24 protein-coding genes are annotated in these 25,399 nt (G+C 37.9%); 15 read left to right on the forward strand and 9 right to left on the reverse strand.

What is annotated here, in order from left to right:
• Positions 1 to 4 precede the first annotated feature (4 nt).
• From LZ480_RS02560 to LZ480_RS02605, 10 genes are all read left to right on the forward strand, one after another.
• Positions 5 to 2,143 carry an RNA degradosome polyphosphate kinase gene (locus LZ480_RS02560; RefSeq protein WP_408641594.1) on the forward strand — a complete coding sequence of 713 codons (2,139 nt, stop codon included), beginning with the start codon at positions 5 to 7 and terminating at the stop codon, positions 2,141 to 2,143.
• Between the two features lie 170 nt (positions 2,144 to 2,313).
• Positions 2,314 to 3,081: a 2,4-dienoyl-CoA reductase gene (fadH, locus tag LZ480_RS02565; protein WP_241367801.1), complete on the forward strand. Its 768-nt coding sequence runs from the start codon at positions 2,314 to 2,316 to the stop codon at positions 3,079 to 3,081.
• Positions 3,082 to 3,248: 167 nt separating this feature from the next.
• Positions 3,249 to 3,479, forward strand: a complete 231-nt coding sequence (locus tag LZ480_RS02570) for a short-chain dehydrogenase (protein ID WP_408641595.1) — start codon at positions 3,249 to 3,251, stop codon at positions 3,477 to 3,479.
• Between the two features lie 214 nt (positions 3,480 to 3,693).
• Positions 3,694 to 4,134 (forward strand): cyclic-di-AMP-binding protein CbpB, encoded by a 441-nt coding sequence (cbpB, locus tag LZ480_RS02575; RefSeq protein ID WP_241367804.1) that lies wholly within the window; start codon positions 3,694 to 3,696, stop codon positions 4,132 to 4,134.
• 241 nt (positions 4,135 to 4,375) lie between these two features.
• Positions 4,376 to 5,269 (forward strand): LysR family transcriptional regulator, encoded by an 894-nt coding sequence (locus tag LZ480_RS02580; RefSeq protein ID WP_241367806.1) that lies wholly within the window; start codon positions 4,376 to 4,378, stop codon positions 5,267 to 5,269.
• A gap of 83 nt (positions 5,270 to 5,352) precedes the next feature.
• The gene (dapD, locus tag LZ480_RS02585; protein WP_241367807.1) at positions 5,353 to 6,066 is read left to right on the forward strand and encodes a 2,3,4,5-tetrahydropyridine-2,6-dicarboxylate N-acetyltransferase; all 714 of its coding nucleotides are present in this window, start codon (positions 5,353 to 5,355) and stop codon (positions 6,064 to 6,066) included.
• Between the two features lie 12 nt (positions 6,067 to 6,078).
• The gene (locus LZ480_RS02590; protein ID WP_241367809.1) at positions 6,079 to 7,197 is read left to right on the forward strand and encodes an N-acetyldiaminopimelate deacetylase; all 1,119 of its coding nucleotides are present in this window, start codon (positions 6,079 to 6,081) and stop codon (positions 7,195 to 7,197) included.
• A gap of 131 nt (positions 7,198 to 7,328) precedes the next feature.
• On the forward strand, positions 7,329 to 9,647 hold the full coding sequence (locus tag LZ480_RS02595; RefSeq protein WP_241367811.1) for a hypothetical protein: 2,319 nt from the start codon (positions 7,329 to 7,331) through the stop codon (positions 9,645 to 9,647).
• Positions 9,644 to 10,588: an ABC transporter ATP-binding protein gene (locus tag LZ480_RS02600; protein WP_241367812.1), complete on the forward strand. Its 945-nt coding sequence runs from the start codon at positions 9,644 to 9,646 to the stop codon at positions 10,586 to 10,588. Before LZ480_RS02595 ends, LZ480_RS02600 begins: the two co-directional genes overlap by 4 nt.
• Positions 10,569 to 11,387 (forward strand): ABC transporter permease, encoded by an 819-nt coding sequence (locus LZ480_RS02605; RefSeq protein ID WP_241367813.1) that lies wholly within the window; start codon positions 10,569 to 10,571, stop codon positions 11,385 to 11,387. The genes LZ480_RS02600 and LZ480_RS02605 overlap by 20 nt, the downstream gene beginning before the upstream one ends.
• A gap of 42 nt (positions 11,388 to 11,429) precedes the next feature.
• Here LZ480_RS02605 and LZ480_RS02610 read toward each other — a convergent pair whose 3' ends face one another.
• Positions 11,430 to 12,614 (reverse strand): MFS transporter, encoded by a 1,185-nt coding sequence (locus LZ480_RS02610; RefSeq protein WP_241367815.1) that lies wholly within the window; start codon positions 12,612 to 12,614, stop codon positions 11,430 to 11,432.
• Positions 12,615 to 12,797: 183 nt separating this feature from the next.
• Between LZ480_RS02610 and LZ480_RS02615 the strand changes: the two genes are divergently transcribed.
• Positions 12,798 to 13,259 carry an 8-oxo-dGTP diphosphatase gene (locus LZ480_RS02615; protein ID WP_241367816.1) on the forward strand — a complete coding sequence of 154 codons (462 nt, stop codon included), beginning with the start codon at positions 12,798 to 12,800 and terminating at the stop codon, positions 13,257 to 13,259.
• Between the two features lie 767 nt (positions 13,260 to 14,026).
• Here LZ480_RS02615 and LZ480_RS02620 read toward each other — a convergent pair.
• From LZ480_RS02620 to LZ480_RS02640, 5 genes are read right to left on the reverse strand one after another with little or no spacing between them, the layout of a single operon-like run.
• Positions 14,027 to 15,103, reverse strand: a complete 1,077-nt coding sequence (locus tag LZ480_RS02620) for an ABC transporter substrate-binding protein (RefSeq protein WP_241367817.1) — start codon at positions 15,101 to 15,103, stop codon at positions 14,027 to 14,029.
• Positions 15,100 to 15,900, reverse strand: coding sequence for an ABC transporter permease (locus LZ480_RS02625; protein ID WP_241367818.1), 801 nt, complete (start codon positions 15,898 to 15,900; stop codon positions 15,100 to 15,102). The genes LZ480_RS02620 and LZ480_RS02625 overlap by 4 nt, the downstream gene beginning before the upstream one ends.
• Positions 15,900 to 16,706, reverse strand: a complete 807-nt coding sequence (locus tag LZ480_RS02630) for an ABC transporter permease (protein WP_241367819.1) — start codon at positions 16,704 to 16,706, stop codon at positions 15,900 to 15,902. The genes LZ480_RS02625 and LZ480_RS02630 overlap by 1 nt, the downstream gene beginning before the upstream one ends.
• The gene (locus tag LZ480_RS02635) at positions 16,699 to 17,799 is read right to left on the reverse strand and encodes an ABC transporter ATP-binding protein (protein ID WP_241367820.1); all 1,101 of its coding nucleotides are present in this window, start codon (positions 17,797 to 17,799) and stop codon (positions 16,699 to 16,701) included. The genes LZ480_RS02630 and LZ480_RS02635 overlap by 8 nt, the downstream gene beginning before the upstream one ends.
• A gap of 17 nt (positions 17,800 to 17,816) precedes the next feature.
• Complete coding sequence (locus LZ480_RS02640) at positions 17,817 to 18,359, reverse strand: helix-turn-helix domain-containing protein (RefSeq protein WP_241367821.1); 543 nt, start codon at positions 18,357 to 18,359, stop codon at positions 17,817 to 17,819.
• Between the two features lie 486 nt (positions 18,360 to 18,845).
• On the opposite strand from LZ480_RS02640, the gene LZ480_RS02645 reads away from it, so the two are divergent.
• Positions 18,846 to 19,274 carry a TlpA family protein disulfide reductase gene (locus tag LZ480_RS02645; protein WP_241367822.1) on the forward strand — a complete coding sequence of 143 codons (429 nt, stop codon included), beginning with the start codon at positions 18,846 to 18,848 and terminating at the stop codon, positions 19,272 to 19,274.
• Between the two features lie 59 nt (positions 19,275 to 19,333).
• A complete protein-coding gene (locus tag LZ480_RS02650) occupies positions 19,334 to 19,990 on the forward strand; it encodes a potassium channel family protein (protein ID WP_241367823.1) in 657 nt (218 codons plus the stop codon).
• 101 nt (positions 19,991 to 20,091) lie between these two features.
• On the opposite strand, the gene rnjA is transcribed toward LZ480_RS02650, so the two are convergent.
• Together rnjA and LZ480_RS02660 are read right to left on the reverse strand one after the other, a co-directional pair.
• Positions 20,092 to 21,759 carry a ribonuclease J1 gene (gene rnjA / locus LZ480_RS02655; RefSeq protein WP_241367824.1) on the reverse strand — a complete coding sequence of 556 codons (1,668 nt, stop codon included), beginning with the start codon at positions 21,757 to 21,759 and terminating at the stop codon, positions 20,092 to 20,094.
• 5 nt (positions 21,760 to 21,764) lie between these two features.
• A complete protein-coding gene (locus LZ480_RS02660) occupies positions 21,765 to 21,974 on the reverse strand; it encodes a DNA-dependent RNA polymerase subunit epsilon (protein ID WP_241367825.1) in 210 nt (69 codons plus the stop codon).
• Between the two features lie 338 nt (positions 21,975 to 22,312).
• Between LZ480_RS02660 and LZ480_RS02665 the strand changes: the two genes are divergently transcribed.
• Entirely contained in the window at positions 22,313 to 23,083 is a 771-nt protein-coding gene (locus LZ480_RS02665; RefSeq protein WP_241367826.1) for a Cof-type HAD-IIB family hydrolase, read from the forward strand.
• A gap of 256 nt (positions 23,084 to 23,339) precedes the next feature.
• Here LZ480_RS02665 and def read toward each other — a convergent pair whose 3' ends face one another.
• A complete protein-coding gene (gene def, locus LZ480_RS02670; protein ID WP_241367828.1) occupies positions 23,340 to 23,897 on the reverse strand; it encodes a peptide deformylase in 558 nt (185 codons plus the stop codon).
• A gap of 383 nt (positions 23,898 to 24,280) precedes the next feature.
• Between def and pdhA the strand changes: the two genes are divergently transcribed.
• The gene (gene pdhA, locus LZ480_RS02675; RefSeq protein ID WP_241367829.1) at positions 24,281 to 25,396 is read left to right on the forward strand and encodes a pyruvate dehydrogenase (acetyl-transferring) E1 component subunit alpha; all 1,116 of its coding nucleotides are present in this window, start codon (positions 24,281 to 24,283) and stop codon (positions 25,394 to 25,396) included.
• Positions 25,397 to 25,399: the final 3 nt, after the last annotated feature.

A 25,399-nucleotide genomic window follows, 5' to 3' on the forward strand; every position in this document is an offset into this window, starting at 1 on the left:
TCCGATGTTTGAATCAGAAGATACATCAGAAAATACAAAGTCCTATTACCTGATGTTAGAAGAAATTGCGAAACCAGAGTATTACAATAACCGTGAGCTAAGCTGGTTAGCGTTTAACGAACGTGTACTAGAAGAAGCGGAAGATACAAATAATCCTTTACTAGAACGCTTAAAATTTTTGGCGATTTTCAGCTCAAATTTAGATGAGTTTTTCATGGTGCGTGTAGCTGGTTTACAAGACCAAATTCGCGCAGGCTTCCACAAACCTGAAAATAAGTCAGGCTTAACTCCAAAAGAACAATTAACAAAAATCGCAGAGCGTACACAAGCATTAGTACGTCGTCAAACCGAAGTATACCGTCATTTAGTGTATGATTTATTACCAAAAGAAAATGTTTTTGTACGTGATTTAAAATTGTTAACGGCTGCACAAAAAAATTTCCTTCATGAATTATTTGACGAAACGATTTTCCCGGTATTAACGCCAGTAGCGGTTGATGCGTATCGTCCATTCCCAACATTACTTGGCCGCACGTTAAACTTACTTGTGTTGCTAGAAAATAATAATACAGATACAGAAATGTTAGATAAAGTCGCAATTGTGCAGGTCCCATCTGTATTAGAACGCTTTATTAAAGTACCTACCCAAGGTAATGAAACGGTATTTGTATTATTAGAAGATGTCATCTCAAGCAATATTGACCGTTTGTTCTATGGATATAAAGTGAAGTCATCTCAAGCGTTCCGTTTAACGCGTAATGCAGATTTAACGATTCATGAAGAAGGTGCACAAGACTTACTTGTAGAAATCGAAAAAGAGTTAAAGAAACGTAAATGGGGCGTTGGTTCACGTTTAGAAGTACGTGACAAAGAAATGAGTGACGACGTCTTAGAATACTTACTAGATGAATTTGAAATTGAAGAATCCGACGTATTTAAAATCGATGGACCTCTAGATCTAACGACAATGTTTAGTTTTGTGAAGGTCATTTCAGCTGGTCGTGAGCATTTGGAATATGAAAGCTTCATCCCTCAACCACCACAGGATTTGCAATCGGATGAAAATATTTTTGAAAAATCATTAATACAAGATTTATTCTTCCACCATCCATATGAGTCATTTGCGCCGATTGTTGATTTTATTGCAGAAGCAGCCAAGGATTCGAGCGTGCTTGCGATTAAGCAAACTCTGTATCGTGTAAGTGGGAATTCTCCGATTATTCAAGCGTTAAAGCAAGCTGCTGAAAATGGTAAGCAAGTAACGGTGCTTGTTGAGTTAAAGGCACGTTTTGATGAAGAAAATAATGTGCATTGGGCGAAGCAATTAGAACAAGCAGGGTGCCTTGTTATTTATGGAATGAATAATTTAAAAACGCACTCAAAAATTACATTAGTTGTGCGTCGTCGCCAAGGTAAAATCGAGCGCTTTGTTCACCTAGGTACAGGAAATTACAATGACGCCACGGCGAAAATATATACAGATATGGGGATTATTACGTCAAATAAGGAATTTGGCATAGACGCAACAAACTTCTTTAACTATTTAAGCGGCTATACGGAAAAGCCAGAATTCCATCATATTCGCGTATCACCATATGATATTCGTGATGAATTTATTGAATTAATTAATAAAGAAATAGCGTTACATAAAAAACATGGCAACGGTTTTATTCGTGCAAAAATGAATTCATTAACGGATAAAGATTTAATGATGAAATTATATGAAGCGTCAATTGCTGGTGTGAAAATTGAGCTAATTATTCGTGGTATTTGCTGTATCCGTCCTGGCATTCCAGGCATTTCAGAAAATATTACGGTAACGAGTATCGTAGGTCGCTTCCTAGAGCACTCACGTATTTTTTGGTTCCATCACAATGGTGAAGACAGCTTGTATTTATCTTCAGCTGATATGATGACACGTAATATGATTAAGCGTGTTGAAATTTTATTCCCGATTTATTCAGCGGAAATTAAAAAACGCATTCAGCGCATTATGATGTCTCAACTTGAAGATAATCAAAAAGCGCGTATTCAGGATTCTAATGGGAAATATCACTATAAAGAAAACCACAATAGCAATGTTCGCATTAATAGCCAAGAAGTGTTCCTAATCGAATCACTTGGGACGATTGTGGAAGAATAAGTAATTGATGAAGCTACGGACTCAATTTGGTCGTGGCTTTTTCTTTTGGTGTGCTAACGATAATAACGTTTAAAATAGAAAATTTCAAATTTTTCTACAATTCCCCTTACTTATATAGTAAAATGAATTTATGAATGATTGTTCATTTTATTTGAAAAGGGGATGAATAGATGTTACAAGGTAAGACGATTATTATTACAGGTGGCTCTAGTGGGATGGGGCTGGGCATGGCGAAACAATTTGTGCAAGAGGGAGCTAGTGTTGTAATTACAGGGCGCGATTCGGAGCGTTTAGCAAATGCTAAAACGGAAATTCTGGAATTTGGCTCAAATATTGAAACATTCCAAATGGACGTACGTGAGCCAGAACATGTACAAGCTATGGTCGACTTTACCGTTGAAAAATTTGGGCGTATTGATAGTTTAGTAAATAATGCAGCTGGTAACTTTTTAGTGCATGCAGAAAAGCTGTCACCAAATGGCTGGAAGGCGGTCATTGATATCGTGTTAAATGGTACGTTCTATTGTTCTTCAGCAGTAGGTCGTTACTGGATTGAAAAGGGGATTAAGGGATCGATTTTAAATATGGTTGCCACATATGCATGGGGTGCAGGTGCTGGTGTTATTCATTCAGCTGCTGCAAAGGCTGGTGTGCTATCCCTTACGCGTACATTAGCAGTTGAATGGGGCAGTCAGTACGGAATTCGTTCTAATGCTATTGCACCTGGACCAATCGAACGTACAGGAGGCGCGGAAAAGCTGTGGGAATCAGAGGAGCAGGCAAAGCGCACGATTAATTCAGTACCATTAAAACGCCTTGGTACACCAGAAGAAATTGCTGATTTAGCAGCGTTTATGCTGTCAGATAAGGCAGGCTATTTAAATGGTGAATGCATTTCATTAGATGGCGGTCAATGGTTAAATCAACATCCATTTTAAGTTGTACTCACAATTAGCATGTTTCAATACAAAAATGGAATGAAGTGCATTTATCTAATATGCATTTAATCCATTTTAGTTAGTGAATTTACTCAATGTTGTTTGCATACTTTCTGTTAAAAAACCACATACTACCATTATCGCAAAAGGGGGCGCTAGTAGTGGGTATGTGGCTTTATCCAACGATTTTTGTTTGTATAGTACTTTGTTTAATTGGCTATTATTTAACCGTAAAAGTGGGACATAAAATTGAGCATAGTGGTGAAGAGCGGGATTCAGAAGTGCCCGACAAAATTATAGAGCATCCGTTTTTACTTAATCCAATTGTGTTATCATACGCGATATTTTTAGCATTTACAGGTATTATTATTTTTTATTATTGGGCACGTGGTTACTAAATATTCATGCATAATAGGACGAAATTGCTCGTCTTGTTATGCTTTTTCTTTTGCGTAAATGGGCATGTTTCTTAGTCAAGGATTTACCTGTTATGGTATGATAGAGGTAAGGTAAATAATATGCGAAAAAGGCTATTGTTTACTTAAGCTTAAAATTTTCGAGTTTTTAAGTGTTGATTTGCCCGTATTTACGGAGTCAAAGGAGTAGAATGTAATGATTTCAACGAACAACCGAGCGTTACTAGACATGCCGATTAAAGATTTTATTATTTCTTCTGAAAAGGTAGCGCATGTTCAAAGTGGGAATAACGCAGAACACGCACTGCTCGTATTAACGAAAACAGGTTATTCTTCGATCCCAGTTTTAGACGTAAAGTATCGTTTAAAGGGACTACTTAGCACAAAAATGATAACGGAATCCATTTTAGGATTAGAACGAATTGAATATGAAAAACTAGCTGAAATTCGAGTAGATGATGTTATGAATCATGATGTAGCATATTTAAAAATTACGGATACATTCCGTCGTGCACTTGATTTAGTCATTAACCATGCCTTCTTATGTGTAATCGATGAAGAAGGTACGTTTGTCGGTATTATGACGCGCAGAATTATTTTAAAGCAATTGAAAAAGTATATGTATCAACAAAATTAGTAAGTAACATTTCGTCGGCAAAGTCCATCTAGGATTTTGTCGACTTTTTAACTTGCTTCAGCAGAAGTCCTCCACTACTATAAGTGGAAGATGTATGCCAAGTATGTCCTTTATTTAGTTGGGTATAACCCTCGGCTGAACAGGGGAACTCAGGCTAAGAACGCCGAGTCGTGCGGCAACGCCTGAGTGACCAACATCGTGTTGGCCCGAGTCGTAATTGATGTAAGAAAGGAAGAGTTGTATGACGGCGACAGAAGCGGAAATTATCAAGGTGCTAGCAGAGGAAAAGAATATGCGTAAGGCTGCCGAGCGATTATTTTTAACACAGCCGGCTTTGTCACAGCGCCTACAATCCATCGAAAAAGAATGGGGTGCACAATTATTTATTCGCTCACAAAAGGGATTAACGGCGACGCCAGCTGGTGAATTAGTCATCCAATATTCGAATGAAATGATAGTGAAGCGGGAAGAAATATTTGAATCCATTCAAGCGTTACAGTCGAAAGTACATGGTACGTTAAAAATTGCCTGTGCTTCGATTGTAGGTCAAAACTGGCTACCAAAAGTTTTGAAGGATTTCGTAACAAAATATCCAGATACAAAAATTTCGCTTATGACTGGTTGGAGCTCAGAAATTGTGAAAGCGCTTTATGATGGAGAAGCACATATCGGTATTGTCCGTGGGCAAGCTGAATGGAAGGGGAAAAAAATCCATTTATTCCGCGATATGATGTACTTAGTTGATAAGGAAATTCAAGATATGGAAGATATTATTACATCGGATCGCCCGTTTATTCAATTTAAAAGTGATTCGAATTATTATCAGGAAATACAACAATGGTGGCAACGTCATTTTAACTACAATCCTAAGCATCAAATTATTGTAGACCAAATCGAAACATGTAAACAAATGGCGCTAAATGGCATTGGTTATGCGATTTTACCGTCCATCACATTAAATGGTGAGGAAAAGGTGCACAAAATTCCGTTAACCAACTCAGAAAATGATCATGGCTTGACACGTGATACGTGGTTAATTGGCTATGAATCGACGTTTGAATTACGCCAAGTGGAGGCATTTGTCAATGTAGTACAAGACCATGCCCGCTGTTTATATGATTATTCCAGAGGATAAGCTTAAAAAACAGTTTTATTTTAACTGAAAATTTAGTACAATATTCCGTGTTAAGAAAACTCACATATTAAAGAGGTGTCTCAATGGAGAAATTAAATGCACAGCAAATTATTGATTTTATTTCACAGGCAAAAAAAGTTACACCGGTTAAAGTTTATGTAAAAGGTGCGGGTGTCGCTTATTTATCATATGGTCCAGATGCAAAAGTATTTGGTGATGGCAATAATGCCGTTGTTTTCGGTGAGTGGTCTCAAATTGAGGCAGCTTTAAAGGAACATGAAACACAAATTGAAGATTATGTTGTTGAAAGCGATCGCCGTAATTCAGGTGTACCGTTATTAGACACAAAACATATTAATGCACGTATTGAGCCAGGTGCGATTATTCGTGACCAAGTAACAATAGGTGAGCAGGCTGTTATTATGATGGGCGCGATTATTAACATCGGGGCTGAAATTGGTGCAAAAACAATGATCGATATGGGTGCCGTATTAGGTGGGCGTGCTACAGTTGGTGAAAACTGCCATATTGGAGCAGGAACAGTGCTAGCAGGTGTAGTAGAACCTCCAAGTGCGTTACCTGTAGTCGTTGAAGATGATGTTGTCATCGGGGCTAATGCAGTTGTATTAGAAGGTGTACGAATCGGCAAAGGGGCTGTCGTTGCAGCGGGTGCCATTGTTATTAAAGATGTAGAGCCATACACGGTTGTAGCAGGTGTACCAGCTCGTGAAATTAAAAAGTTAGATGAAAAAACGAAATCAAAAACTGAAATTATTGATTCATTACGCAACTTATAAGAAGGTGTAGCAATGACAAATCTGATTGAAATTCGGCGTGATTTACATCAAATCCCTGAAGTTGGCTTTAAAGAATTTAAAACGCAGGCGTATTTATTAAATTTTATTGCACAGTTACCACAAGAGCATATGCAAGTTGTGACGTGGAGAACAGGGATTGTCGTAGCGATTGAAGGAACAAACCCGACGAAGCAAATTGGCTGGCGAACAGATATGGATGCATTGCCTGTTTTTGAAGAAACAGCTTTAGATTTTCAATCGCAACATACAGGGTTTATGCATGCTTGTGGACATGATTGTCATATGGCAATTGCACTTGGCTTAGTTGAATCATTTGCGAAAAATCGTCCGACACAAAATGTAGTGATCTATTTCCAACCAGCTGAAGAAGGTCCAGGTGGTGCTGAGCCAATGCTTGAATGGCTACGACTAGAACAGCCACAGCTTGTTGCTGATGAAATTTATGCCCTGCATATTGCACCAGAATATCCAGTTGGTACAGTTGCGACAAAGCCAGGTTTACTTTTTGCGAATACCTCCGAGCTTTTTATCGATTTAAAAGGTGTTGGTGGGCATGCAGCATTTCCACATAAAACACGTGATATGACGGTGGCGGCAGCGAACTTAATTGTACAACTGCAAACGATCATTAGCCGTAATGTTAACCCGATGGATAGCGCGGTCATTACGATTGGCAAAATGACTTCAGGTACCGTGCAAAATGTTATTGCTGAAAATGCGCGCTTAGAAGGGACCATTCGTACGTTAAATGTTGAAGCAATGGCAGAGGTGAAGCGCCGTATAGAAGCAATTTGTACTGGTATTGAGGCAGCATTTGAGTGTAGTGTAATGATTTACTATGGCTCGATGTACTATGAGGTAAATAATGATGAACGTTGTGCACAAGCGCTTTTATGTTTTGCAAGTGATTTTGATGGAGCGGTGAGTTATGAATGCCCAGCAGCTATGACTGGTGAAGACTTTGGATATTTTATAAAAGATATTCCGGGAGCGATGTTTTGGGCAGGAGCAAATTGTGAATTTGGTTTACATCATGCAAAAATAGCGCCAGACGAAGCATTAATTCCATTTAATCAAAAATTTGTCGAAGCGTTTATACGTACACTGTAAAAGATACTGTATTATACCCATTTAACGAACTCTGTTGAATGGGTATTTTTAATATAGCAATTAAAAAATCTGATAATTCGCAACTTTGTTAGTTGTGATTCGTACAAATAAGCAAAGAGAGGTGGAATAAAATGAAGAAATATGTCATGCTTCTAATTTTCTTAGTGACAATGTTCGCACCGTTGATGTATGGATCTGCTGAGATGAACATTGACGTTGACTATGGTTTTGAAGGAAAGGGCAAGCAAGATACACCGATTGCTGTAACGTTTACGATCCAAAATGATGAGCGTACATTTGATGGGGAGCTTGTCACGACATATGCAAATAATTATTTATTACAAAGGGGCGAAGTCATTCCACTACAGTTAGCGCCGAACGAGGTCGTAAGGAAAAAAGTGTATTTAAATTATTTACCTTATGAAATAATCGATAATTCAACAGGGAAGTTTGTTTATTTATATGATGATTCGATTGAAAAAGGGGACGAATCAAAAGATTATCGTGTCACACATAACAAACCAGAGTTGACTTCGTATGATGCATTTATGATTGGAGTATTCGGTGATAAGCAATTAGCTAGTGCATTACAACAACTCCGTGCAATTCAGCAAAGTAGAGTTGTTGATATATCTGAATATGAAATAACATCACTTGAAAGTGTTCAACAATTAGAGGATTTAGCACTTTTTAACATGATCTTCTTAACGCAAGAATTGGATACATTAACAGAAGTACAGCAAAAGGCTATTTTAGGCTGGATTCAAAACGGGGGACAGCTTGTAATAGATGGCGATGTTTCTAGTACTGCTTTAGAACCGTATAAAGCGTTAACAGCTTCATCGGCAACGAAAACAATTAATGCCGAACAACTTCAACAATTCACAGGGCAAGAAAGATTCAATAAAGTATTAACGGTTCATGATGTACAGCCAATACAAGGAGCACATAGTTTCAAAATAGATGAAACGGTACTTGCCGCTAGAAAACAAATTGGCTCAGGTGCACTTATTCAAACAGCTTTTTCACTAACAGATGCTACAGTGTCTCAAAACGATAATGCGGCATATTTAATGGCGAAATTATTAGATTTTGATGTGAACTTTAATACATCTACGCCAGAAAGTGATTTATCGAGTAATGTTGTGCCAGTGAATGCATTATTTGCTTCATTTGAGTTTTCACTATGGAAAATTGTTGTCGTGTTTGGGTTATATATTTTTCTACTTGGGCCAGTGCTTTATTTTTTCTTAAAACGTAAAGATAAACGCGAATATGCATGGTGGATTATTCCAGCTTTTGCGCTCGTTGTGTCAGTGGCACTCTTTTTAGTCGGTGCTAAAGACCGCATCGTCCAACCTCAAATTCAGCAAATGGCGGTAGTGAAAATTAGTGACAATGCATCAGAGCAATATTTTGCACAAAGCCTATTATCTAACCGTGGGGGCGATTATCAGTTTAGTTTAACAAATGATATGAAAGTAGCAAGCTATGGCGGGCAATCATTTGGACTACGCGATTTTCAAAATGGTCGATGGGGCTATGTAAAACAGCAGCAGGATCATAAAACATTAACATTAAAAAATGTGCCTTATTGGGATGTCGAATCGTTTATTGGCAGTGGCGCAATTGATATAGGAAAGCTTGATGTTCAGCTAGTAAATGAAAACGGCATGGTGACAGGGACAGTTCGCAATGACTTAACGATTGATTTAAAGGAAGTACAAATTTGGACTGGGCTGCAATTTATTAATATAGGCGATATCAAACAAGGTGAATCAAAGCATGTTAATGAAAAATTGGTATCATCATTGCTTGTACCAAACACGTTACCGGTTGATCAAACCTATTATGACAGACCGACACCAGAAACAATTGATGAAGTTAGAAAAGGACGGTTATTAGGCTTAGCAAATACACTTGTGATGGATGATCAATCCCCTGTAATCATCGGCTATTCCAATACAGCGGATATTGGGGCACAATTTGCTGGGAAGGCGAAAATGCAGTCTACTGTATTAGTGGTGCAGCCATTTACGGCATCAGTAAACTTCTCAGATGATGTCACGATAAACGGAGACTTAATGTTAATGAAATATTCCACAGATTTATATGGTGGGGTTAAAGATCAGCTGATTAGTGGTCAAGATTCCTATTATTTAGATCCAGCAGATTATAAGGTTACGTATCAATTGCCACAATCTATCATGGTGCATAATTTTTCTTGGGAAAGTTTACGCTATGAGCTATATGGTGGTGCGATTAGCTCGCAAATTTATAATGTAAAAACGAATCAATATGAATCGTTACCTAGTGAATATTCAACTGACAATGTGGATGATTATATAGAAAATGACATGATTCAATTTAAATGGCATGTTTCAGACGCTGTGTATAGTGATAATGTGAAGCTACCAATGATTGAGCTGAAAGGGGCGATGAAGCAATGATTGAATTTCAGCATGTTAGTAAAAAATATGGAACAACGAAAGCGCTAGCAGATGTATCGCTTACGATTGAAAGTGGGACTATTTACGGCTTTGTTGGAGCGAATGGTGCTGGTAAATCTACAGCATTTTCAATTTTAGCAACGCTCATTCCAGTATCTTCAGGCGATATTTTAGTAAATGGTAAAAGTGTGACCTATGAAGCGCATGCCGTTCGTGCCATGATTGGCTATATGCCAGACTTTTTCGGGGTATATGACCAGTTAAAAGTAGAGGAGTATTTAGACTTTTATGGCTCTGCCTATCAATTATCCGAAGCAGTAAGGGCAAAAAAAATTACGGAGCTCCTGTCACTCGTGCGCTTGACCGAGAAGCGATTTGAATATGTTGATGATTTGTCACGCGGGATGAAGCAGCGTTTGTGCTTAGCGCGTACTTTAATACACAATCCAGATATCTTAATTTTAGATGAGCCAGCGTCAGGTCTGGATCCAAGAGCACGTGTGGAGATGCGAGATATTTTAAAGGACTTGAAGCGTCTAGGGAAAACGATTTGTATTTCATCGCATATTTTGCCAGAACTAGCGGAAATTTGTGACGAGATTGGCGTGTTACATGCAGGAAGGCTTATTGCGAGTGGCAATATTGCTGAAATTGAAGCACAGTTACAAGGTGAAAAGTGGGTGACGGTTTCAGTTGTTGAGGATGAGGGAAGTGCGCTCGCCTTTTTTGCTAACTTACCACAAGTAGCAAATGCTACTCAACAAGGAGATGCCATTTCATTTGTATTTACTGGCGATGAATACGCGCAAGCTGCGGTACTAAAACAAGCGATTGAGGCTGGTATTCGTGTGAGTGCGCTTGAAGTACAAAAGAAAAATTTAGAGGATGTCTTTATGGTTATTACTAAGGAGGTGGCGCAGCGTGAATCTCAAAATATCTAATCCAGTGCTACTAAAAGAACTAAAGCTGAGATTTCGAAATGCAAAAAGCTTTTCGAGTCTCGCCTTTTACTTAATTGCGCTGACATTATTTATTATTGCGTACTTCATTATTATGTCGGGTGTGTTTTCGAATGGTTATGTGCAGCCAGAAAGCAGCTTTATCTTATTTTGCAGTTTAACTGTATTACAGATTTGTTTACTGCTATTCATTGCACCGGCATTAACAGCGGGTTCTATAAGTACAGAGCGTGAAAAGCAAACGCTCAATATTTTATTAACGACTACTCAGACATCCTCACAAATTATTGTCGGTAAACTCACTGCGTCGCTTGCTTATTTAGTTGTTATGTTAATTGCGACGTTACCGATGTATAGCATTTTGTTTTTATTTGGTGGGGTATCACCATGGATGTTAGCGAAAGTATTCCTACTGTTTTTATTAACAGTATTTACAGTAGGGAGTGTTGGTATATTATTTTCAACGATAACGAAAAAGACAATTGTATCAATGATTTCTACCTATGGGGTTATGATTTTTTTAGCGGTTTTTACGTTTATCTTTTTCCTGGTAGGCATTATTAACTTCGTTGATGGAACTTCGTATTATGCGTCGTATTTTTGGATTAGTATTAATCCGATTGCCGTTGTGCTAAGTTTGATTTCACCAGAAATTGCCATTGCAATTAAAGAAATGACACATTTAGATTGGCCACCGATCGCAATTTACTGTATTGTTTATGTGTTTATTGGAATTGTCAGTCTAGTGATTGCCTCGAAAAAATTACGTGAAACCAAATAAAACAGTACGCAATTCGTTAATAAGGCGAATTGCGTACTGTTTTTAATATGCTTTTAATAAATGTGCAGCTCTTTTTGATGTCCAGGCAAATGCGAGGATAAAGCAGCTGACTAATACGACCGTTCCTAAAATGTATGGTGAATCTGGATTCCAATCAAATAAAATTCCTGCAAGTGCTGGGCCAAACATATTCCCTAAGCTCATATAAGCATTGTTCATACCTGCCGCAAAACCTTGTTCTTCACCTGCTAGTTTCGAAATTAGTGTATTTACAGCAGGACGAATGAATGTTGTTGCGATAGTGAACAAAGTAGCTACGACTAAAATAACGAAGAAGCCGCTAATATAGATTGTTAGTAACATTGTCACCGCTGCAAGCAGAAGATTTACTAATATCACTTTCATCTCACCGAAGCGTTTAAATAATTTGTTCACAACATACATTTGCAGTACAACCCCTGCAAAGCCACCAACAGTTAAAATGATTGCGATATCAGTTGGTGTATAGCCAAATTTATGATCTAAATAAAGCGATAATGTTGCTTGGAAGTTTGAAATCCCAAAGCTAAATGTAAAAACGACGATTAAAAATATGAAATACGATGTTTTTACTGAGCGAGCAAGCTGTTTTAATAATTTTTCCCTTGGCGCAGAAATCGTTTTCGTAGATTTTACATTCGGTAAGTAAATTGCAGATAGTACAGAGGCAATCAGCGCCACCGCACCTGCTAAGTAAAACGGAAATGATAAATTGACATTTGCTAAAAATCCGCCAATACCTGGCCCAATCATAAAGCCAAGAGACATTGCCGCACCAATCATGCCCATACCTTTACCACGTTCTTCATACGTTGTAATGTCGGCGACGAATGCCATAATTGGTGGCATAATGAACGCTGCCCCAGCTCCACTTAAAAAGCGTGCTAAAAATAATACCCATACTTCTGATGCTAGCCCAAATAAAATTTGTGCGAAGCCGTATACCACAAGCCCTGCAACGATAAACATTTTACGCCCATGTCGATCTGATAAATCACCTGAAACAGGGGAAAGTAAAAACTGTGCAAGCGCAAAGCCAGCGATTAGAAAGCCAAGTACTTGTCCACCAACGCCAAATAGTTGTAAATATGCTGGCATAACAGGTACGATAATCCCGATACCACCCATAGTAATAAACATATTAAACATCAGTAAATAAAGTGCTATTTTATTTGATTGTTGTTCCATACAATTCAGCCCTTCACTAAAATATTTCGTAAGTAGAAATGAATAATTGCCAATAGCATACCACATTGTAATGGCTTTCACGATAAAAATCTTCATGCATAAGACTGAAAATGGTAGGTTGAATTTACAGAATAATTTTGTTTAAATGAGTAAATAAACGCTATGAAAAGAAGGTTTGAAAATATGAATTATAAATTTTGGACAGTAATAATGGTACAAAAAGAGGATGCAGTTCTGTTATTAAATCGTCAGCATGATAATTTTAAAGGGTATATTCCACCGGGTGGAAAAGTAGATTTCCCAGAAGGCTTTGCGGAAGGCGCTATACGCGAAGTGAAGGAAGAAACAGGACTAGATGTACATAGCTTAACGTTTAAAGGTATTTCGCATTATACGAATGAGGTTAAAAAAGATCATTTTATTATTTATAACTATTTAACAGATGATTTTTCAGGACAATTGTTAACACATAGTGATGAAGGAACACTGGAGTGGGTGAAAATTAGCGAGGTCAAAAATTACCCAATGCAAGAAGATATTCGCGTGCGTTTTGATTATTTTTTTGAACCAGGTACATTTGAAATTCATATGATTTGGGATGAAGATAACGATTGTTTAGATAAACGAATTATACATAAACTTTAACTCATAACGAGTATTTTTTAATACAATATTTGGAATCAAGTGCGTTTATCTAATAAAATCTGTTCTGCTACGTTACGGGGGACGCTTTTCTGGGGGCGTGGCTTCAACTAACTCATTTGTGCCTCTTACGGTGGCACAAATGAGTGGATTTTCCGCACACGCTTGATCCCCTAGAAGTCGCCCCCTTCACTTCGCGGCACTCATCTATAAAGTTAAAATTCATTTATACTACAAAGGGTTTAATAAAGTGTGCTGAATTAAGCTTAGTTATTGAAATAAAGTCTAGGGATGTTTTTTTATGGCGCAATCAAAGTAGCTAATTTTTTTGCCATAGCTATCTTTTAATCAAAGATTCAATATTGTGCACAGCGTAATATTTTATTCATCACCGCCGCCTCGCGCTAGCGCAAGCGGCAGCATTTTGCGCTTTTAACTATATGGAAAAGAGTAACATTTTAGTTTAGCGGGCCTTGCATGCGGCATTAAAGACAGTAGTAAAGGGAAATTCTAAAACATTTTTTAGAATTTCTCTTTGCGCCGAGGAGAGTAAAATCGAGATTTTACTCCCCGCAGAAGCAGTCATGCTCCTGTCGCTATGCTTTCGTCGCAGAAGTTAAAACCAATCCAGACTGCGATTGGTTTTAACTTTGCCGTAGCCCGCTGAAAATAAGTAGATTGCACTTGATCCATTTTTTGTTAGTAAATATGCTCAATATTAGCTATAACGAAAAATGCCGGGCAACAATTTAGCTGCTCGGCATCTTCATTCATTTAATGCTCATCTTAAAATCTAAGAAATACTCGTTATACTTACCTAACCATTCAAGGCCAAGGTTTTCGTAAACTTCTAATGTTTCACGTTGTTCATTTGATGGGTAGAAGCGCTCGTCTGAAATGACTTCCTCATCCATTAGTTCCCAAGCTGCCTCATTTGGTGTTGAGTAACCAACGTAGTCAGCATTTTGTGCTGCGTTTTCAGGGTCTAACATAAAGTTAATGAATTTATGGGCACCTTCCACGTTTTTAGATGTTTTTGGAATAACCATGTTATCAAACCATAAGTTTGAACCTTCTTGTGGAACTGCAAAATTTAACTCTTCATTTTCCCACATCATATCAGCTGCTTGACCTGACCAAGTTAATGCAACGGTTGCTTCGTTATTTATCATTAAAGGTGTAATTTCGTCACCAATTATGGCTTTAATGTTTGGTGATAATGTAATGAGTTTATCTGTCGCTTTACGTAAAAGTGCGTCATCTTTTGCATTTAATGACTCACCGATTGAGTTTAAGCCCATACCGATAACTTCACGTGAACCATCTACTAAAAACACTTTATCTTTTAATGATGGGTCCCATAGATCTTCCCATGATTCGAATGTTAAATGATCATCAATTAAGCTAGGATTATAAACAATACCTACTGTACCCCAGAAATAAGGGATGGAGTATTTATTGCCTTTATCGAATGCTAAATCTAAAAAGTCCGCATTAATATTCTTTATATTTGGAACTAGGTCATGATCGATTGGAATTAATAAATCTTCTTCTTTCATCGATTCGATTGTATATTCAGAAGGTACGGCGATATCATAAGCTGAACCACCTTGCTGAATTTTTGTCAACATCGCTTCGTTTGAGTCGAATGTTTCGTATGTGACTTTAATGCCTGTTTCTTCTTCAAACTTATCGATTAATTCTGGATCGATATATTCACCCCAGTTGTAAACTGTTAATGAATCCTTGCTGCCTTTGCTGCCTGCTGATTGCATTTGGTCAACTGCGACAAACAGTAGGGCACAGACAATGATAATTCCAACGGTTGCTTGAACTAAATCTCTCATCGTTGTCCCTCCGTTGCTACTGATTTTGAACGTTTATTAATGAAATAGTAACCAATAACGATTAATACCGTTACCGCAAATACTAAACCTGAAATGGCGTTTACTGTTAACGAAATACCAGCACGAGCCATTGAGTAAATTTCGACTGATAATGTAGAGAAACCGTTACCCGTTACAAAGAATGTTACCGCGAAATCATCTAGCGAATACGTTAATGCCATGAAGAAACCAGCGAAAATACCAGGTGAAATATACGGTAAAACAACACGTGTTAAGACGTCACGCTTTGTAGCACCCAAGTCACGAGCAGCGTCGATTAAAGACTTATTCATTTCTAAAAGCTTAGGTAAAACCATTAATACAACAATTGGTACACTGAATGCAACGTGTGATACTAACACTGAAGCAAAGCCAAGCTTGACACCAATCATCGTGAATAAAATTAAGAAACTCGCACCGATGACAACGTCCGGTGAAACGATTAAGACGTTATTTAATGAAAGTAATGTATTGCGTATTTTTTTATCTTTAATTGATACAATACCGATCGCACCAAGTGTTCCAATAACGGTTGCAATTAAGCCAGATAAAAGCGCTACAATGACTGTGTTCAGTAAAATAATGATAAGGCGTGAATCCTCGAACACCGCTTGGTAATGCTCCCAAGTGAATGATTCAAAGTTGTTCATGTTGCCGCCACTGTTGAAGGAATAAAAAATTAAGTAAAGAATTGGCGCATAAAGTACGACGAATACAAACGCTAAATACGCTTTAGACATAGCTGATAATTTTTTCATTATGCGCGGCCTCCTTTAGATTTGTCTCGTGTGAATAACATAGTTAAAACCATAAATAAAATTAAGAATACCGCGATTGTCGAACCCATGCCCCAGTTTTGAGAAACTAAGAATTGCTGCTCGATTGCTGTACCTAGTGTAATCACTTTGTTACCCGCGATTAAGCGTGTAATCATGAATAGAGATAACGCAGGAATGAATGTTACTTGAATTCCTGATTTTACGCCATCAATTGTTAATGGGAAAATCACGCGGCGGAATGTTGTCCAAGCATTTGCCCCAAGGTCGCGTGCTGCGTATACAAGTGATGGATTCATTTTATCTAATGAGTTGAAAATCGGAATAATCATAAACGGGATGAAAATATAAACCGATACGAAAATAAAACTGAAATCTGTAAATAAAATTTGCTGTGGATCAAAACCAAATACTTCTATCATTGCATTGATTGGACCATATAAACCGAAGATCCCGATAAATGCATACGTCTTTAATAATAAGTTAATCCAAGACGGAATAATGATTAACATTAACCATAATTGCTTGTGCTTTGTTTTTGTTAATAAGTAAGCAGTAGGGTAGGCTAATAATAATGTAAATAACGTAATTAAAAACGCATACCAGAAACTACTTAGCGTCATTTTTAAATAAACCGGTGTGAAGAACTTCGCATAGTTGGCAAATGTGAAGTCCCCATTTAAATCAAGTACAGAATAGTAAACGACTAACGCAATCGGCGCGATAACGAATAAAAGTATCCAAAATAAATAAGGGATTAACGGTCCTTTTGCGGTTTTGTTATTCATGTTCTTCATCCCCATATGCTTCTAAACGTTTGTCGAAATCTTCTTCTGTTTCGTTTAAGCGCATTACGTGAATTGCTTCAGGATCAAAATCTAAGCCGATTTCTTCGCCAACCTCTGCTTTTTTTAGCGAGTGTACTAACCATTCATTGCCGTCTTTGTCATACGTTGATAGCTCGTAGTGAACCCCACGGAATAGCTGTGTATCAACGGTTACAACTAATTTACCTTTGTCAGGTGTTGTCATTTCTAAGTCTTCCGGACGGATTACGACATCAATTTTTTCGTTTGGCTTCATACCGCCGTCGACACATTCGAATTCCTTACCAGCGAATTTTACTTTGTAGTCTTCAATCATAATGCCGTCAACGATGTTTGATTCACCAATGAAATCCGCTACGAAACGGTTAATTGGTTCGTCGTAAATGTCTACAGGTGTACCTGATTGTTTGATTTCGCCATGAGAAAGAACGAAAATTTCGTCACTCATTGCTAACGCTTCTTCTTGGTCGTGTGTTACGAAGATGAATGTTTTACCAAGACGCTGTTGTAGTTCGCGCAATTCATACTGCATTTCTGTACGCAATTTTAAGTCTAATGCTGATAACGGCTCATCTAATAAAATGACATCTGGGTCATTCACGATCGCACGTGCAATTGCCACACGTTGACGCTGACCACCTGACATTTCCGAAATTTCACGGTTGCCATAGCCTGCTAAGTTAACAAATTTTAGTGCTTTCTGTACGCGTTCTTTCACTTCTACTTCTTTTACTTTTTTAATGCGTAAGCCGAATGCTACGTTTTCAAAAACATTTAAGTGCGGGAATAAGGCGTAATCTTGGAATACTGTGTTTACGTGGCGCTCGTTGGCAGGTACATCGTTAATACGCTTACCATTGAAGAATACATCGCCTGTTGTCGCGTCAGTAAAGCCCGCAATAATACGTAAAATAGTTGTTTTCCCACAACCAGATGGCCCAAGTAATGTGTAAAACTTTCCACGTTCTAACTCAAAATTAATATTTTTTAATACAACCGTACCGTCATTGTATGATTTTGTAACATTTTCAAAACGAATAATCGTGTTATCCATGTATGTAGCCTCCTAAGTTATAAATAAGATTGTGTTGCGACTAACAGTAATTTGGTAATACCATTGTGCGCATTAAAAATTTGGTGATTAGAAGATGCCCCATAGTAAACGGCATTTCCTTCACTGGCGATATATTCATCGCTGCCAAGTACAACACGAATTCGGCCATTTAATACATAAATGAAGGTTTCCGCCAATGAAGGCTCAAACGCTTTGAACACCGCATCCTTTTGTAACGTGATAAAAACAGGTTCCATTTCTTTTTCATTGGATGTAGGGATTAGCCACTCGATTTCGTATTTTTTATCGTGGTCAATAAAGCTCGTTTGGTCATCCTTTGTAAAGACAATTTTTTCGTTTTCTTGCTCGTCATCAAAGAAGTCACGTGGTGAACAGCCTAGCACTTCTAATAAGTTGAATAATGTTTCGATTGAAGGGGAATTTAAATCGCGCTCCAATTGAGATATATAGCCTTTAGTTAAGTCTGTACGTTCCCCAAGCTCTTCTTGGGTAAGACCCTTTTTTAGGCGTAATGCTTTGATCTTCGTACCAATTTGCATTTGGGCACGCTCCTTTTTGACATATTAGAAAGTATAAATTTTTCCGTTATAACAGGTCTAGGCATTCGCGCCAGCTCCTTGGTCATTTCGGTCCCGCTGTCGAAAGTGGTGAAGTGTTTACTTTCTAGTCGGGCCCTCCAATGACTGAGGCTCACACGATGTGAGTCATTGGGGGCATGCCACATGGACGTGGCGTTTTGCCCACTCGGAGCTAAAAGGGCGCGAACGCGCTTTCCTTACAGTAAAAAATCCCCCGCAAGAGTTTACTATTTTTAAACCTTAAGTACGGAAGTTTACTTTTACAAAACTTTAAGTTTACGAAAGCAATAACAATTATACAGATTCTAGCAAGTATTTCAAGTCTATTTATGTTACATTTTGAAAGGAATTTAGTTGATACTTAAGATTATTTTCGTCATTTTCGGTAATGCCCGATACTGTACGTATTTGGAAATACATACATATGCTATTTTAAGGAGGAGATAAATGAAACTTTATACAGCTATGCCATCATTAAAAGGTGCTTCTGTTATTTTAAATAAGCAGCAGGTACAAAAGGAAAGTACGTTGCCAACCTTTATTTATTTTTGGTCAATGAGCTGCCCACAATGTAAACAATCGATTGAAAAACTAAATGACATTCAAACACTTTATCAAAATCGATTATCGGTTTATGCAGTTCATATGCCTCGAGAAAAAAGTGATTATTCAATAGAACAATTAAATGATACAGTCCAACGATTACAATTAACTATTCCGATTTACGTAGATAATGAATTAACAATCAGTGATACGTTTAAAAATCAAATCGTACCTTCCTATTACTTATTTGATGAATTGCAACGCTTACGATTTTTCAAAGTTGGTTTTCTAGCGACGAAATCATTACAACAAAAAATTGAACGAATTCTTTAATGGAAACAATTCGTTAATTGCGGTAAAATGTTGGCAATGATTTGTTCGGAGGAGACAATATGAAAAAAGAATTCGTAGTAATTGGATTAGGTCGTTTCGGAGGTAGTATTGTTCGCGAGCTTGTGAAGCAGGGCGCTAACGTCATGGCGATTGATACCGATAGGGAGCGTGTCGATGAATTTGCGCGTATTGCTACACAGGCAGTCGTTGCTGATACAACTGAGGAAGAAACTGTGAAATCACTGGGCTTGTGGAACTATGAACATGTCATTGTGGCAATAGGAGAAGATATTCAATCGAGCATTTTATCGACGCTCATTTTAAAGGAACTTGGTGTACAACAAATTACGGTAAAAGCGCAAAATGATTATCATGAAAAGGTGTTGCGTAAAATTGGCGCAGACTTTGTCGTGCATCCTGAGCGCGATATGGGGATTCGTATTGCAAACAATATGATTTCAAATAGCGTACTCGATTACTTAGAATTATCAGGAGAGCATTCGATTATGGAAATTCGCGCGAGTGAAAATATTGCAGGTCATTCATTAATTGAATTAGACATTCGTGCAAAATATGGTGTCAACATTGTCGGCATTACGCGCGAGGAGGAAATTATGATTTCCCCACCAGCAACTGAACGTATTCAACTCGGCGATGTCCTACTCATTATTGGTGCAGATGTCGACATTAATCGTTTTGTGAAAAAGGAAATTTAGGCTAAAAAAACAAGGGTGCTCCGAATTGAATTCGGGGCACCCTTGTTTTTGTCTAGGCATTCGTCTTTCGGAGCTTAACGGGCGCGAATACCTATTCTTATTTATACTTCCATAATAATCGGTAAGATCATTGGGCGACGTTTTGTTTTTTCGTATAAATACGGTCCTAAAACGTCTGTAATTTCATTTTTCAAATCATTCCATTGTTTATCTTTTTCTTGGATTGTGCTGTTTAAATGTTGATTTAACATTTTTTGAGCTTCATTAATCATTGTACCTGATTCACGCATGTACACGAATCCGCGAGAGATAATGTCTGGACCTGAAACAATTTTATTGTTAGCCATATCAACACTTACAACGACAATTACTAAGCCTTCTTCAGAAAGAATACGACGATCGCGTAGTACAATGTTGCCAATATCACCAATACCATTACCATCAATGTACACATCACCTGAAGGAATACGACCAGCAACATGAGCTTCGTTAGCACTTAATGCAAGTACATCACCGTTTTCCATGACAAATGAGTTTTCTAAAGGAATATCACAGGCTTCCGCAAGTTCCGTGTGGATTTTTAACATGCGATATTCACCGTGAATTGGCATAAAGAACTTTGGTTTCATTAAGCGTAACATTAGTTTTTGCTCTTGCTGAGAACCGTGACCAGAAGTATGGATGTTATTGAGTGCGCCGTGAATAACTTCTGCACCAGCGCGGAATAATAAGTTGATAATTTTGTTTACGCTCATCGTATTACCAGGTACTGGAGAAGATGAGAACACTACTGTATCACCAGGTTGAATTTGAATTTGACGGTGCGTACCGTTCGCAATGCGTGATAATGCGGCCATCGGTTCACCTTGAGAACCTGTACATAAAATCATCACTTCATTTGCAGGTAAGCGGTTTAAGCTTTGTACGTCTACAAATGTTTCTTTCGGTGCTGTAATATAACCTAATTCACGACCGATAGTAATAGCGTTGTCCATTGAACGACCGAATACGGCAATTTTACGACCGTATTTTAAAGCGGCATCCGTTGCTTGCTGTAGACGGTGAATGTTTGATGCAAATGTCGCAAAGATAATACGTCCATCGACTTTGCGGAAAATTTCATCGATGCTTTTCCCTACAGTGCGCTCAGACATCGTGAAATCTGTTTTTTCAGCATTTGTACTATCAGATAGTAAGCAAAGCACACCATCACGACCAATTTCAGCCATTTTGGTTAAGTTGGCGGGTTCGCCCACAGGTGTGAAGTCAAATTTGAAGTCCCCGGTATGCACGATGTTACCAGGAGGTGTTTTGACAACGATACCGTATGCATCTGGAATACTATGCGTCGTACGGAAGAAGCTCACAGAAGTTTTACGGAACTTAATAACATCGTTTTCTTTAAATTCGATTAATTTTGTTGAACGTAATAAACCATGCTCTTCTAATTTGTTGCGTAATAAGCCTAAAGCTAACTTACCACCATAAACTGGAACGTTTACCTGACGTAACAGGTAAGGGATCCCGCCGATATGATCTTCGTGACCATGTGTTATAAATAAGCCCTTAATTTTGTCTACGTTTCGAACTAAATACGTATAGTCCGGAATAACATAGTCGATTCCAAGTAGGTCGTCCTCAGGGAATTTAATACCTGCGTCAATTAATATAATTTCATCTTGAAACTGTACTGCGTATGTGTTTTTGCCGATTTCGCCCAGTCCGCCGAGTGCGAATACAGCTGCTTGATCATTCTTAACGAATTTCATAAGAATTAAGCGTTCTCCACTTGGAAGTTAGAGCTGTTTTGCTCATACTCTAAATAGTTACCTTCTAATAGTTGAACTAGCTCGATATTGTAGTTGCGGTCTTTTAAGTAATAGCGTACTTCACGTTCAGATGCCCCTTCTACATATACAACTTTAGTGTTTTCGCGAACTGGAATTTCTGAAATACCTTCTTGATAATAAACTTTGTAAATCATAGTTACTCTCCTTTAATAACGAACATTATTATTGCGTTGAAATTTATAAAGAAACACGCATTTCCTTTATATTATCATGGGACTCCTTTAAAATAAAGAAAAGCCCTTTAAAAATGATGGATAAACATGTCGATAACATAAAAAAATGACACGTCCTAATATAGACGTGCCAATTGAAATTGAAGGAAGTTAGGCAATTAATTTTTTTCCGAGGATGCCGTTTAATTGTTTAAGCCATTTCTTTTTGAGACGTCGTAACATAGGTCATCACTCCTTGTCTATATTATACGGAAAATTCTGTTTTTTGTAAAGGGTCACTATTATAAAGGAAGATAACAATGAAAAAATTTTTATTTTTTGATGTGGATGGTACTTTGTATAATTCGAAAAAACAGCTCCCCCAATCAGCGAAGGAGGCAATTTTTAAAGCTCGTGAAAATGGTCATGAAATCGCAATTGCAACTGGCCGAGCACCATTTATGATTGCTGGAATTTTAGAGGAACTTCAAATTGATACATATGTTACGTTCAACGGTCAATACGTCGTTTACAAAGGGGAAGTAATTTATACCAATCAAATTGCGAATGAAACGTTAATGGAGATTTTGCAATTCGGTGAGCAGCATGACCATCCGTTCGTTTTTTTAAACGAAAAAGAAATGATTGCGTCTAAAAGTGGTTATAGTGAAATTGAAGAAAGTTTAGCGACACTCCATTATCCTTATCCAACGATTGATGAAAATTATTATTTGCATACACCTGTTTATCAAACGCTTGTCTTTGCAAAAGAGCATGAGCAAGTACTGTATGAGCAACAATTCCAAGATATACAGTTCGTTCGCTGGCATCCATATTCCTGCGATATGCTTCCGAGTGGTGGTTCGAAGGCGCTTGGTATTACTAAATTAATTGAACATATCAATTTTGAAATGGAAGACGTCATTGCTTTTGGGGATGGTTTGAATGACGTGGAGATGTTGCGAGACGTGGGGCTAGGTGTAGCGATGGAGAATGGTCATGATGAAGCCAAAAAAGTTGCAGCGATTGTAGCGGACCATGTTGATCAAGATGGTCTATACAAAATAATGAAAGAATTAAAATTATTTTAACAACAGGAAAAGCGCTGCGAGTAAATTCGCAGCGCTTTTCTTAAAATATAAGAAAGTATAAATTTTTTCAAAGTGTCTAGACTAAAGCGCCAACCCCTCGCACTATTAGAACCCTCCTGCAAAAGTGATGGTGCGTTTACTTTTGCAGGAGGGCTCTCCAAAACTTGCGGCTCACACGACGTGAGTCATTGAGGGCATGCCACATGGATGTGGTGTTTTGCCCACTCGGGGCTGGAAGGGCGCTTTAGCGCTTTTCTTATTCGCGACCAAAAGGTGTGCTATTTTCAATTTCACCGAATGGATCTTTTTCGTTAATTCGATCAAAGAACATCACACCATTTAAGTGATCTAATTCATGTTGAAATGCGATTGCAGGTAAACCAGTTAAGCGAATTTTCTTTTCTTCGCCATCAACAGTCATAAATTTTGCAGTAATGCGTGCGTAGCGAGGTACATAGCCTGGCACAGCGCGATCTACAGAAAGACAGCCTTCACCGCTTGTAATATACGTTTGTTCTACAGAGTGGCTAACGATTTTAGGGTTAACAGCAACAAAGCTTAAAAGCTCACCTTTGTCATCATCTAAATGCAAAGCAAACATACGCTTAAGGCTATTTACTTGGTTAGCAGCTAAACCAATTCCGCCGCGTAAATTATATTTTTCAGCCATTTCAGGATTTTGACTATTTATTAGATATTGCAGCATTTCCTCAGCTAATTGGCGATCTTCTTTTGTTAATGGGAAGGTTACCTCCTCAGCGCGTGTGCGCAATGTAGGATGACCCTCACGAATAATATGTTCCATTAATAGCATGTGAAACTTCCTTTCAGTTCTAACTTAATTACCTTTAAGTATACACGACTTAGAAAAAGTGAAGTAGAAAAAACATTTGGAAGGTGAAATATTTCATCTGATAGATTGAATTTGGCTTAAATGGGGAATGATTTACACTGGTTAGTAAATTGTATTGTAAACAATAAAAGAATAAAACAGGTATTCTATTATAGTACAGAAATAATAAATTTATAATACAGATAACGCTACTGTTATAATTTTAGTGGTGAATGAAATTTCTTTTATTTAGATGCTAAACAATGATTGACCGATGGTATTTTATTCATTATACTCTGATTAGAACAATATTGTACTATTCGAATTTAATTTTTTTTTAATACAGTTCAAAGGGGATGTAAACAATGGCAGAAAAAATGATGAATCAATTTGATCCAACTGGCACATTACATGAGATTGAAAGCAAGTTTGAAATGTTCCAAATCTTAAATGAAAACGGAGAAGTAGTAAACGAAGCAGCAATGCCGGAATTAACGGACGAGCAATTAGTGGAATTAATGACACGTATGGTTTATGTACGTATTTTAGACCAACGCTCGATTTCATTAAACCGCCAAGGTCGTTTAGGTTTCTATGCCCCAACAGCAGGTCAAGAAGCGTCTCAATTAGCGTCACATTACGCGCTTGAAAAAGAGGACTGGATTTTACCAGGTTATCGTGATGTTCCGCAAATCGTTATGCACGGATTACCATTATGGAAAGCATTCTTATTCAGCCGTGGTCACTTTATCGGTAACCAAGTGCCTGAAGGAGTTAACATTTTAGCACCACAAATTATTATCGGTGCACAATATATTCAAACTGCAGGTGTCGCATTAGGTTTACAAAAGCGCGGTACGAAATCTGTAGCAATTACGTATACAGGTGACGGTGGTTCTTCACAAGGGGATTTCTATGAAGGGATTAACTTTGCGGGTGCATTTAAATCACCAGCAATCTTCATCGTACAAAATAACCAATTTGCGATTTCGACACCACGTGAATTACAAACTGCTGCAAAAACTATCGCGCAAAAAGGGATTGCGGCAGGTATTCCATCGGTTCTTGTAGACGGTATGGACCCATTAGCAGTTTATGCAGCAACAAAAGATGCGCGTGACCGAGCTGTTCGTGGCGAAGGCCCAACATTAATCGAAACAATGTGCTATCGTTATGGCCCACATACAATGGCAGGAGATGACCCAACTCGTTACCGTACAACAGACACAGACAATGATTGGGCAGCAAAAGACCCATTAATTCGTTTCCGTAAATTCTTAGAAGCAAAAGGGTTATGGGATGAACAAAAAGAAGAGTCTGTAATCGAACGTGCAAAAGAAGAGATTAAAGAAGCAATCAAATTAGCGGACCAAGCACCAAAACAAAAAGTAACTGAGTTAATGGACAATATGTACGCAGAAGAGATGCCATATAACTTAAAAGAACAATATGCAATTTACAAAGAGAAGGAGTCGAAATAAGCC

Origin of the sequence: Solibacillus palustris (assembly GCF_022549215.1) — a bacterium.
In the GTDB taxonomy this organism is placed as follows: domain Bacteria; phylum Bacillota; class Bacilli; order Bacillales_A; family Planococcaceae; genus Solibacillus; species Solibacillus daqui.